Origin of the sequence: Pseudomonas cichorii, assembly GCF_019719005.1 — a bacterium.
Classification (GTDB): domain Bacteria; phylum Pseudomonadota; class Gammaproteobacteria; order Pseudomonadales; family Pseudomonadaceae; genus Aquipseudomonas; species Aquipseudomonas cichorii_E.
Map to the genome: position 1 here is coordinate 1 of NZ_JAIGPJ010000017.1, position 12,073 is coordinate 12,073.

9 protein-coding genes are annotated in these 12,073 nt (G+C 59.7%); 1 reads left to right on the forward strand and 8 read right to left on the reverse strand.

The features are described 5' to 3' along the window. Positions 1 to 90: 90 nt before the first annotated feature. From K5D32_RS14080 to K5D32_RS14115, 8 genes are all read right to left on the reverse strand, one after another. The gene (locus K5D32_RS14080) at positions 91 to 1,098 is read right to left on the reverse strand and encodes a PleD family two-component system response regulator (RefSeq protein ID WP_221576731.1); all 1,008 of its coding nucleotides are present in this window, start codon (positions 1,096 to 1,098) and stop codon (positions 91 to 93) included. 45 nt (positions 1,099 to 1,143) lie between these two features. Next, a complete protein-coding gene (locus K5D32_RS14085) occupies positions 1,144 to 2,154 on the reverse strand; it encodes a chemotaxis response regulator protein-glutamate methylesterase (RefSeq protein WP_198724855.1) in 1,011 nt (336 codons plus the stop codon). After that, positions 2,151 to 4,553 carry a hybrid sensor histidine kinase/response regulator gene (locus K5D32_RS14090; RefSeq protein WP_221600668.1) on the reverse strand — a complete coding sequence of 801 codons (2,403 nt, stop codon included), beginning with the start codon at positions 4,551 to 4,553 and terminating at the stop codon, positions 2,151 to 2,153. The genes K5D32_RS14085 and K5D32_RS14090 overlap by 4 nt, the downstream gene beginning before the upstream one ends. Then, positions 4,550 to 5,239, reverse strand: a complete 690-nt coding sequence (locus tag K5D32_RS14095) for a chemotaxis protein CheW (protein WP_221593783.1) — start codon at positions 5,237 to 5,239, stop codon at positions 4,550 to 4,552. Before K5D32_RS14095 ends, K5D32_RS14090 begins: the two co-directional genes overlap by 4 nt. Further along, a complete protein-coding gene (locus K5D32_RS14100) occupies positions 5,236 to 6,516 on the reverse strand; it encodes a protein-glutamate O-methyltransferase CheR (protein ID WP_221600670.1) in 1,281 nt (426 codons plus the stop codon). The genes K5D32_RS14095 and K5D32_RS14100 overlap by 4 nt, the downstream gene beginning before the upstream one ends. Beyond that, positions 6,513 to 7,049 carry a chemotaxis protein CheW gene (locus K5D32_RS14105; RefSeq protein ID WP_221576728.1) on the reverse strand — a complete coding sequence of 179 codons (537 nt, stop codon included), beginning with the start codon at positions 7,047 to 7,049 and terminating at the stop codon, positions 6,513 to 6,515. Before K5D32_RS14105 ends, K5D32_RS14100 begins: the two co-directional genes overlap by 4 nt. Before the next feature lie 9 nt (positions 7,050 to 7,058). Next, positions 7,059 to 8,681, reverse strand: a complete 1,623-nt coding sequence (locus K5D32_RS14110) for a methyl-accepting chemotaxis protein (protein WP_221576727.1) — start codon at positions 8,679 to 8,681, stop codon at positions 7,059 to 7,061. A gap of 259 nt (positions 8,682 to 8,940) precedes the next feature. Continuing rightward, complete coding sequence (locus tag K5D32_RS14115; RefSeq protein ID WP_200985819.1) at positions 8,941 to 9,681, reverse strand: tellurite resistance TerB family protein; 741 nt, start codon at positions 9,679 to 9,681, stop codon at positions 8,941 to 8,943. A gap of 284 nt (positions 9,682 to 9,965) precedes the next feature. Here K5D32_RS14115 and K5D32_RS14120 point away from each other — a divergent pair, with 284 nt between their 5' ends. Beyond that, complete coding sequence (locus tag K5D32_RS14120) at positions 9,966 to 12,065, forward strand: PAS domain-containing sensor histidine kinase (RefSeq protein WP_221600673.1); 2,100 nt, start codon at positions 9,966 to 9,968, stop codon at positions 12,063 to 12,065. Positions 12,066 to 12,073: the final 8 nt, after the last annotated feature.

Genomic DNA, 12,073 nt, shown 5'->3' on the forward strand with positions numbered 1-12,073 from the left:
TGGCGGTGAGCTTGAATGATTCTGTGTACTTACTCATAACGTCCCCCAAGGGTTGGATGGGTGTCCAACTTTTTGGGGGCAGTTCAAGTCTTAACCGCCCACCGCCACCTGATTACGACCACTGTGCTTGGCCAGGTACAGGCCCTTGTCGGCATCGAGGATCAGTTGCCGGCTGTTGAGGCCGTTCTGCGGAATCACGGTCGCCACGCCGATGCTCACGGTCAGCGTCGAGCCCGGCGCCGGGGCGATGTGCGGGATATTCATGCCCGCCACGCTCTGACGAAGCTTTTCGGCCAGCAACCGTACGCCACCGGGGGTGGTATTGGGCAGGACCATGGCGAACTCTTCACCGCCATAACGGGCCGGCAAATCGGACGGACGGCTGCAACTGGCGCGAATCGCCTTGGCCACCTGACGCAAGGCTTCGTCGCCTTCGAGGTGACCGAAGTTGTCGTTGTAGGCCTTGAAGTAGTCCACATCGATCATCATCAGCGACAGCTGACTCTGCTCACGGGTCGCCCGGCGCCATTCCAGCTCCAGGTATTCATCGAAATGACGACGATTGGACAGGCCGGTCAAGCCATCGGAGTTCATCAGGCGTTGCAGCACCAGATTGGTGTCGAGCAGTTGCTGCTGGCTGACCCGCAAGGCGCGGTAGGCTTCATCGCGCTGCAACAGGGTCATGTAGGAACGGGAGTGGTAACGGATGCGCGCCACCAGTTCGATGGTGTCAGGCAGCTTGACCAGATAGTCGTTGGCCCCCGCCGCAAACGCCGCACTCTTGATCAGCGGGTCTTCCTTGGTGGAAAGCACGATGATCGGAATGTCCCGGGTCATGGGGTTGTTGCGGTATTCGCGCACCAGTGTCAGCCCGTCCAGCCCCGGCATGACCAGATCCTGCAGGATGACCGTCGGCTTGATCTGCATGGCCTGGGCAATGGCCTGATGGGGGTCGGCGCAGAAGTGGAAGTCGATGGACTCTTCGTTGGCCAGACCACGACGCACGGCTTCACCGATCATCGCCTGATCGTCCACCAGCAGCACCATCGCCGAGTTTTCATCGGCAGTCTTCAATTCTTCGGGCTGCACGTCATGCATGATGCATCTCCTGGTCACCGGCGGCGGGTGAATTCACCTGGACAGTCATTGGGCGAATACCTCGGTCAGGCGAGGCGCGATAGTCTGCAATGGCCGGATTTCAACGGCAGCATCAATTGCAGCGGCAGCCTTGGGCATGCCGTAGACAGCAGAACTGGCCTGATCCTGAGCGATGGTCAGAAAGCCCTGCTCGCGCATCAATTTAAGCCCTTGAGCTCCATCTCGACCCATGCCGGTCAATAAAACACCCACTGCATCACCATTCCAGTAGCGGGCCACACTCTCGAAGAAAACATCGATAGAAGGCCTGTAGATTTCGTTTACAGGTTCAGCCGTATAAGCCAGCGTACCATCCTTCAACAAGCGGATATGGTGGTTGGTCCCTGCCAGAAGCACCTGACCGCGTTGCGGCGGCTCTCCCTCCCGGGCCAGACGCACCGGCAACCCCGACGCTGTACACAGCCAGTCGGCCATACCCGCAGCAAATACCTGGTCCACATGCTGCACCAGGACGATAGCCGCCGGAAAACTCGCCGGCAGCCCTTTCAATAGAATTTCCAGCGCCGCCGGGCCTCCGGCCGACGAGCCGATGGCAACCAGCCCCTGGCGCATGGCAGCCTGACGCAGCGACGGTGGCGCCGTTCGCTCGCGAGGGGCGCGCTGGCCGATCAGCCAGCCGATATTCAATATCTTGCGCAGCAGTGGCGCGGCTGCCTCCCGCGGGTTGCCTGCACCGATAGCAGGAGTATCCACCACATCCAGTGCGCCATGGCCCATGGCCTCGAACACACGGTGGACGTTCTGCTCACGGTCAACAGTCACAAGAACGATAGCGCATGGTGTTTCGGCCATGATCTGGCGGGTGGCCTCGACCCCGTCCATGACCGGCATGATCAGGTCCATCAGGATCAGGTCCGGCGTCTGCTCGGCGCAAAGCCGGACCGCTTCGGCACCATTGCCGGCCACCCAGACAATCTGATGCTCAGGTTCGAATGCCAACGCACGACGCAAGGCTTCTACAGCCATAGGCATGTCATTGACGATGGCGATCTTCATTCTTGCGCCTCCCCTATCAATTCAGCGACGGCATCAAGCAAGGCATCGTCGTGGAAGCTGGCCTTGGCCAGATAATAGTCGGCGCCCGCATCCAGGCCACGGCGCCGGTCTTCTTCACGATCCTTGTAGGAAACCACCATCACTGGCAGAGATTGCAACCGGGTATCCCGACGCACCAGAGTCACCAGTTCGATGCCGTCCATGCGCGGCATATCGATATCAGTGATCAGCAGGTCAAAGTCCTCGGAACGCAAGGCATTCCAACCATCCATGCCATCAACGGCAACGGCCACTTCATAACCACGGCCGACCAGCAACTTGCGCTCCAGCTCACGAACCGTCAACGAGTCATCGACCACCAGTACGCGCTTGCGCGCCACATGGTCAACCTGACGGTTACGCCGGTCTATGCGCTCCAGGCGCCCGGTATTGAGCAGTTTCTCTACCGAACGCAGCAAGTCTTCGACATCGACGATCAGCACCACAGAGCCATCGTCGAGCAAAGCGCCAGCGGACACATCCTGAACCTTGCCCAGGCGGGCATCAAGCGGTATGACCACCAGCGTGCGCTCGCCAATGAACCGCTCCACCGCGACACCGTACACGGCATCACGCTCGCGAATCACCACCACCTTGAGCGCTTCATCGTTGCGCTGTGACTGGGGGCGATTCAGTAACTGGCTGGCAGAAACCAGGCCGACATGACGATCTTCATGCCAGAAATGCTGGCGCCCTTCCAGTTGCACGATATCTTCGGGCTGCAGATCACGCATGCGCTCGATATGCGCCAGCGGGAAGGCATAGGCTTCGCCGCCCACCTCCACCACCAGACTGCGCACGACCGAAAGCGTCAGCGGCATTTCGATGCGGAAGCAACTGCCTTCACCGGCCCACTGCTGCAATTCGACACTGCCGTGCATCTGGCGAACCATATGCTGCACGGCGTCAAGGCCTACGCCGCGACCGGAGATTTGAGTGACCTTGTCCCGCATGCTGAAACCCGGCAGGAACAGAAAACTCAGAAGCTCCTCTTCGCTCAACTGCGCAGCGGTTTCGGCAGGCGACAGTTTGCGCTCGATGATGTTGCTGCGCAGACGTTCGAGATCCACGCCATTGCCATCGTCGCTGAGCTGCACCACCAGCAGGCCAGCTTCATGAGAGGCGCGCAGAAGAATCTGCCCTTCCGGGTCCTTGCCCAGCTCCTTGCGTCGCTCGGGAGACTCGATGCCGTGGTCCACGGCATTACGCAGCAGATGGGTCAGAGGCGCTTCCAGCTTTTCAAGCACATCGCGGTCGACCTGAGTCTTGTCACCCTCGATTTTCAGACGAACCTGCTTGCCAAGCTCACGCCCCAGATCGCGAACCATGCGCGCCTGACCAGTGAGCACGTCGGCAAACGGGCGCATCCGGCAGGCCAGTGCGGTGTCATACAGCAACTGCGCTCGCTGCCCCGACTGCCAGCCGAACTCATCCAGCTCGGCAGCCTGCTGGATCAGCATCTGTTGAGCCTGGGACAGAAAATCGCGGGCATCATCCAGAGCTTTCTGTGCGTCAGGTTCCAGACCCGCATCGCCAAAACATGCCCCAAGCACTTCCAGCGCCCTGTCGCTGCTGACCTGCAGGCGCTTGAGGCGCTGCATGCCGGCCTGCAAGGGTTTCAGGCGCTGGGTTTCCACCAGCGCCTTGCTCGACAGATCCAGCAAGCCATTGAGACGTTCGGCGGTCACCCGCAAGACTCGTTCGCCACCATCGGACACCCGGCGCTCGCGTGTCGCGGCGGGCGCAGGTTCCGGTTCGGCCACCAGAGGCTCGGGGGGCGTCGGCGGCTCAAGACGCAAAGCGGCAGCCAGCGCATCAAGGGAGGCCTGATTGCTGCCAGGCACAGGCACCAGCAGCGGCTCGATCAGGGGTAAATCGCTGGCTGTCAGCAGATCGGATAACGACTCTGACGATGAATCTGGCAACAGGTCAGGCAACGTAACGCTGACCGGGCGCGCAGCGCCGGCTCCGGAAGCCAGCAATGTATTCACGCGCTCGACATAGCTGTCGATATCGCTCTGCCCGATGCTGCTGTCAGTCGGCGTGGCAATGCGCATCAACAGGTCGGTGCCCGAGAGCAAGGCGTCGATGTGTTCGGCCTGGAGCAGCAATCGCCCTTCCTGGGCGCTGACCAGACAATCCTCCATGACATGGGCCACGCTGACGCCGTAATTGACCCCGACAATCCGCGCCGCACCCTTGAGGGAGTGAGCGGCGCGCATGCAGGCTTCCAGCTGATCGGCCAGGGTCGGATTGCGTTCCAGTTCCAGCAGGCCGGCACTCAACACCTGGGTCTGGGCTTCGGCTTCCAGGGTGAACAGCTCGAACAGTGAGGCGTCGCGCATTTGATCGGGGGTCATGTCAGGCTCCGGTTGATCGCCGCCAACAACTCATCTTCATCGAGCAAACGCAGACTGCGACCCTTCCATTGCAGGACACCACGAGTAAATCGTGCATTGGCATGCGTGCCGGAGGCCGACGCCGCATTCAAATGGCGCTCTTCCATGGCGTGAATGCCATCGACTTCATCCACCGGCACCACCACCGGCCCGCCTTGTGCGGCGATGATCAACATGCGCGGCACCACACGCCCGCTGGTGGCCAGCACTGATCCGCTGTCGAGCCCCAGCAGTTCGACCAGAGAAATGCATGCCACCAGGGCGCCACGAACATTGGCCACACCGAGCAGCGCACGGGAACGCTGATGGGGCAACGAATGGATGGCCTGATCGGGCGCGACTTCCGCCAGGCTACGGGTCGCCAGCCCGAGCCACTCATCACCCAGGCGGAAAACCAGGATCGAGCGGGTCTGGACATCACCCTGCAACTGACTGCCCTGAAACTGGTCGCGATGCTCCTGGAGCAGGGAATAGCGATCGAGCAGGCGAGTGGCTGCAGCGGAGTACACCGCACAGTTGCGGCAATGGATGTGCTCCGGCAATACCGGGCAGGAACGGTCACCGTGAATGCCGATGCGGTTCCAGCAATCATCGATGGCCTGGGCGTCGTCGTGAGTCAGACTCGCAAGAGTGGACAGCCCCGTCATCGATTGCTTCCTTGTTTATTGGCGCCACGGGTAGCGCGATCCTGCAGGCGACGGGCACCGGCACTGTCCCCTTGCGAGGCCAGCAAGGCAGCCAGTTGCGCCAGGGATTCAGGATGCTGCGGCTGCAAGTACAGCGCCTTGCGATAGAAACCCTGAGCCTGCGCCACATTACCCTCCACTTCGCTGAGCAGCCCCAGCCAGTAGAACACCTGCGCCACCGGCTCGTGCCGCTGCAGATAACGTTCGCAAGCCGCACGCGCTTCCACGCTTTTGCCCTCGTTGGCCAGGCTGGCGATGGTCGCCAGTTGAGTCGCGATATCATCGCCGCCTGTGGCAGCGGGCGCGGGCCGGGAAGGAACAGGCGCACTGACCGATGCAGGCGCGAAAGGCCGTGGCGCTGGCCGGGCAGGCTCGCGAACCGGTGGCGCAACGCTGCGGGCAATCGGTACAGGCTCCACAGGTACAGACCCACCCGTGTCCTGCCCCGGCGCATGCCTGAAGGCGAACGATTGGGCGATACCGGCAGAACGCATGCCGACCCGGCTCAACAGATTGCCTTCGGCAGGGCCGATAAACAGCACGCCATCTTCACGGGTCAGGCGCTTGAGTACCTTGAATACATGGCGTTGCGTGGCCTGATCGAAATAGATCACCAGATTGCGGCAGAACACGAAGTCGTAAGGTTCCTGAGTCGCCAGAGCCGGGTCCAGCAGATTGCCGGCCTGGAAATTGACCCGCACCCTCACCCTGTCTTCAATCTGATAGCCATCACCCACCGGCTTGAAATGCCGATCACGAAAGCCCAGATCAGTGCCCCGGAACGAGTTCTTGCCATAGATGCCGCGAACGGCCTTTTGAATCGACAAGGGACTGATGTCGATGGCATCGATCTTGAAATGCTGCGCGCCGATATTGGCGTCGAACAGCGCCATGGCAATGGAATAAGGCTCTTCGCCTGTGGAGCACGGCAGGCTGAGAATGCGTAATGGCCTGGCGTCGTTAAGCGTTATCAGGCGCTCCGATGCCAGCTTGCTCAATGTCAGGAAGGACTCGGGGTAACGGAAAAACCAGGTTTCCGGGACGATCACCGCTTCGATCAGCGCTTGCTGCTCTTCGGGCGAACTCAGCAGCAACTGCCAATAGGCCTCGTCATCCACCGAGTGGGTGTTCTGAGAGCGCTGGCGCAACGCACGCACAATAATGGCCTCGCCCACGGAGGTGACATCCAGGCCAATGCGATCCTTGAGAAAACTGAAAAAGCGCGAGTCATCGCTCATGGCGCATCCTCAAGAAGCTCCAGATCAAGCGGAGGAATGGGGTATAGCAGCTCACGCACGGGTTCGGTCAGCAGCTCCTGAACGTGAATCCATTGCAACAGCCCCTGCTCGTCCTCTCGAACCGGCCCCAGATAAGGCGCCAGGCGGTTTTCCAGGCCGTACTCCTTGAACTCCGAAACCGGGCAACGCAAGGTTTCGGTGGCCTGCTCCAGGATAAGCCCGAGCAACTGCGCCGGGTGCGCCGCATCATGACGATAATGCACCAGCACCATGCGGGTACTGGTACGCGCTGGTGCTGACTGCCCGGTGCTCAGGGCGCTGATATCGATGACTGGCACGATTTCACCACGATGGGCGAAGATCCCTGCAACCCAATGGGGCACATGAGCGATGGCCTTGAGTTTCACGCGCGGCAGGATTTCGGAGATCTCGATGGCCTCCAGCGCGTAACGCTCCTCGCCGATACGGAACAACAGAAACAGCTTGTTCGCGACAGGCACAGGGCCCTGGCGTTTGGGTGAGAGATCCATCATGGCCCGGACTCAGACTTTGAATCGCGAGACGCCACTGCGCAGCCCTACCGCGACCTGACTCAACTCGTCGATGGCGAAACTGGCTTGACGCAATGACTCGACAGTCTGGCTGCTGGCATCGGCCAACTGGACCAATGCCTGATTGATCTGCTCGGCGCCCGTGGCCTGGGCCTGCATCCCCTCGTTGACCATCAGCACCCGCGGTGCCAGAGCCTGGACCTGATGAATGATCTGCGAAAGCTGCTCGCCCACCTGGGTGACCTCGAACATGCCACGTCGCACTTCTTCGGAGAATTTGTCCATCCCCATCACGCCAGCGGACACCGCTGACTGGATTTCACGCACCATCTGCTCGATGTCATAAGTGGCGACGGCGGTCTGATCGGCCAGACGACGCACTTCCGTGGCAACCACCGCAAAACCGCGCCCGTATTCACCGGCTTTCTCGGCCTCGATGGCGGCATTGAGCGACAACAGGTTGGTCTGGTCCGCGACCTTGACGATAGTCACCACCACCTGATTGATATTACCGGCCTTCTCGTTGAGGATCGCCAGCTTGGAGTTGACCAGATTGGCCGCGCCCATCACCTGATGCATGGTGTCTTCCATGCGCGCCAGCCCTTGCTGACCGGAACCGGCCAGGACCGAAGCCTGATCGGCAGCAGAGGTTACTTCAGTCATGGTGCGGACCAGATCACGGGAGGTGGCAGCGATTTCACGCGAGGTCGCACCGATTTCAGTGGTCGTGGCGGCAGTTTCAGTGGCGGTGGCCTGCTGCTGACGCGAAGTGGCCGCAATTTCGGTGACGGACGTGGTGACCTGGACCGAGGAACGCTGAGCCTGGGCAACCAGTGCGGTCAGCTCGGTCATCATGTCGTTGAAGCCGGTTTCCACGGCGTTGAACTCATCCTTGCGCGCCAGATTCAGGCGCGAACTCAGATCGCCGGTACGCATGACGTCGAGGATTTTCACGATGAGCTGCATGGGTGCAGTGATAGAGCGCATCAACAGCAGACCGCAGGTACCAGCGGCCATGAGCGCGATCAACAGGGAAAAGACCATGCTGATCTTGGCACCCAAAACGGCAGTCACAATGCTCTCGGTCGCCTTGTCGGCCAGTAGCTTGTTGGCGACGATGATATCGTTGAGCTGTTTGCGGCCCTCACTCCAGACCGGATTCACCTGCTCATAGAATTCGGCACGCGCCTTGGCATAATCGCCCGCGCCATAGGAAGCATGGACTTCCTTGAGCAAGCGGCTATAGCTTTCGCGCCGTTTCTCGAACAGGGCAAAGTTGGCTCTTTCAGCCTCGTCGAAAATGGACTTCTTGTAACCATCTATCTGGGTCTGGAGATAATCGTCGAACCCTTCGAACTGATCCTGCTCCTGCTTGGTCAGCGGTCGCGCCCGGCCTTCGCCGATCAGCTCCAGAGTGCGAATGTAACTCTCGCCCCAGGAGCTGCGCACCAGAGTGCTGTAATAGACGCCTGGAAGCGCATCGAGGCGAACCTGTTCCTCGCTGGACTCAATCGACAACAAGCGCGAGTAAGACACAACCACCATCAACAGCATGATCGCGATGATGACGGCAAAACTCGCCAAAATCCTTTGGCGCAGAGTCCAGTTCTTCACAGTCAGTCCTCAAGAGTTCAACAACGGCATCTGGCCGTGTTCAAGAAGCGGACCGACAGACGGTCCAAGCGGCCTGAGTATAGCCCAGCCTTTTGTGTATTAGCGTTTTGCAGGAAAAGGAAATTGAAAGTGTCGATATTGGCGGGTTAGTTCAGAAAACAGAACGGGCGGGAGATGTGAAGGGTATTGCCGGGACAAGTAAGCGTTGTAATCCGGAGGGCTATCGACAATGACATAGCCCTCGCCTCTGTTCAGCCATTTACTGGGCCTGACGCACCTGCTCTTCCAGCTCGGACTTGAGGCCCGGAGCCAGCTTCAACTGACGCGCCAGTTCGTCAAGGTAGGCCCTTTCCATGAAGTGTTCCTGATCCACCAGAATCACGCTGGCGATATACATCTCGGCCGCCATTTCCGGTGTTTTCGCAGCACGTGCCACTTCCGAAGGATCAAGCGGTTTGTGCAGTTCGGCGTGCAGCCAGTGTTGCAGTTCATGGTCGTTGCTCAGCTTGCTGAACTCGCCCTCGATCAGTTCGCGCTCACGCTCGTCGACATGACCGTCAGCCTTGGCTGCCGCCACCAGAGCCCGCAGGATGGCCTGGCTGTGTTCTTCAGCCTGAGACTCGGGCAAGCGGTCGATGGTCTGGGGCTCACGCTGAGCCGTAATACCCTGGCTGGCCTGCCAGTTGTTGTAAGCCTTGTAAGCCAGCACGCCCAGCGCGGCCAGACCGCCATAGGTCAACACTTTGCCGCCCATCCCGGAGCGCTTGCCCTTGAGCAGGCTCATAGCCCCGGCCGCCAGCGCACCGCCGCCCGCACCGGACAGCAAACTCCCCAGTCCACCGCTCTTGCCGCCGGATTTCGAACCGGAAAGCAGACTACCCAGGCCATTTACCAGCGCGTCGCTGCCGGATGAACGCTTGCCGGATTTGCCGCTTACCTTGTCTTGCAACATGTTTTGTCCAGACTTGAGCAACTGGTCAAGCAAACCACGCGTATTCATGAGAAACCTCCACAGGTCTAGTCAGATGATTCATTGACACGCAGGTTAATGGGAAGTCTCACAAGGATGATTTATGGTGTGCATCTGAATGTTGCAGATGATGCGTCCCGGGCAATCACTTCATGCCCGAAAAAGTTAACCCGCAACCTGTGCAACCCTGACCCGTTTCAAAGGTCAATTCCCCCAGAGACATCACGCGCCCATCCGGGTGCATCGATAATAGATTTCAGACACCTCATGAATACGCCATCCCATCCGTGCTGCTTTACCGGAGCTTGCCTGAAGTGACGTCAAGCATTGGTTTTCCAGCGGGCATGAGCGAAACGGCCCGGACGATAAGAAACAAGGACTGGAGCCAGACGTCTCTGGGGCCGGTAGAACAGTGGCCTGCCTCACTGAAAACCGCGCTGAATCTGATCCTGAACTCACCGGAGTCGATGTATCTGCTCTGGGGACCGGAGTTGGTCTTCTTCCATAACGACACCTACACACCCATTCTCGGACCGCGCAAGGACAATGCCATCGGTGCTCTGGCCCCCGAGTTATGGGCCGATGTATGGGATCAGGTGTTGCCCATGGTTGAAGGCGCACTGGCCGGCAAACCTTACCAGTGCAAAGACATGCCACTGACCATGGCTCGCTATGGCGAGAACGAACAGACCTGGTGGTCGTTTTCCTTTTCTCCGCTGATCGATGAGCATGGCGTCACCGTCGGCATGTTCTGCATCACCAAGGAAACCACCCGTTATGTCCTGGACAAACAGGCACTGGAATCCAGCGAGCAGAAACGACAGCAACTGATCAGCGACTTGATCGAACTGGAAAAGCAGCAGACGGCCAAGCTGGAACAGAGGACCGCCGAGCTGAATACCTTCTGGGATATTTCCCCGGACCTGCTGGCGATGGTCGATTTCAAGGGACATTTCCTGCGCGTGAACCCGGCGTGGTGTGCAGTGCTGGGACGGGAGGCAGGGGAACTGATCGGGAACTCGATTCTGGATCTGGTTCATCCTGACGACATATCCAGAACCCAGGACGCCCTGCGGCACGCCATCGGCAACGTGCTGCCATTGTTTGAAAACCGCTACATGCACAAGGACGGCAGTTATCGCTGGATCGGCTGGACCTCTGCGCCGGGCGGCGGCCTGGTTTTCGCGCTGGGCAAGCACATTACCCATGAGAAACTGCACTCCGAAGCCCTGCGCATTGCCGAAGAGGCCCTGCGCCAGTCACAGAAGATGGAGGCTGTCGGGCAACTTACCGGAGGCCTGGCCCATGACTTCAATAACCTGTTGATGGGCATCACCGGCAATATAGAACTGCTCCAGTCACGGGTGAATCAGGGCCGCACAGACCTGGGCCGCTATATCTCCAGCGCCCTTGAAGGTTCGAGACGGGCCGCAGCCCTCACCCATCGGCTGCTGGCATTCTCACGCCGCCAGACCCTGGCGCCGAAAGCCACCCATATCGATCAACTGGTCGCGGGCATGGAAGAACTGATCAACCGCACCGTCGGGCCGGCCATCGACATGCAGGTCCTGCGCACCCACGACCTGTGGTCGACCATGGTCGACCCCCATCAACTGGAAAACTCGCTGCTCAACCTGTGCATCAATGCCAGGGATGCCATGCCGGATGGCGGCACCCTGAAGATCGAAACTGCCAATCGCTATCTGGATGATGCGACAGCAGCCAGGTACGAGATGGTCGCCGGGCATTACGTGGCGCTCTGTGTCAGCGATAACGGTACCGGGATGACTGAAGAAGTGGTCGCCAGGGCATTCGATCCGTTCTTTACAACCAAGCCCATCGGCATGGGCACAGGTCTTGGCCTGTCGATGATCTATGGTTTTGCCCGGCAATCCGGCGGCGGCGTCAGCATCGATTCCCGGCCCGGGAAAGGCTCGAAGATCTGCATTCTTCTGCCGCAGTTCCTTGGCGACAGCGAGCCGTTCGAACATGACAGCAGCCTCGATATTCCACTCATACAGAGCGCAGGCGGCGAAACCATCCTGGTGGTGGACGACGAACCGGCCGTGCGTGCGCTGATGAGCGAAGTACTCGAAGAACAGGGCTACAAAGTCCTGGAAGCCGAGCATGGAGCTGCGGCCCTGGTGATTCTGCAATCCAGGACAACCATTGATTTACTGATCACCGATGTCGGCTTGCCCGGCGGTATGAATGGCCGCCAGGTGGCCGATGCGGCCAGAACGGTGCGTCCGGATCTGAAAGTGCTGTTCGTGACCGGTTACGCCGAGAACGCCGCCCTGGAGCAGGACACTCTTGAACCGGGAATGCATGTGCTGACCAAGCCGTTTGCAATCACCACACTGAGCAAACGTATCACTGAACTGCTGGATGGAACGGCACAGGAGCCTGACTGAGCCCCTGT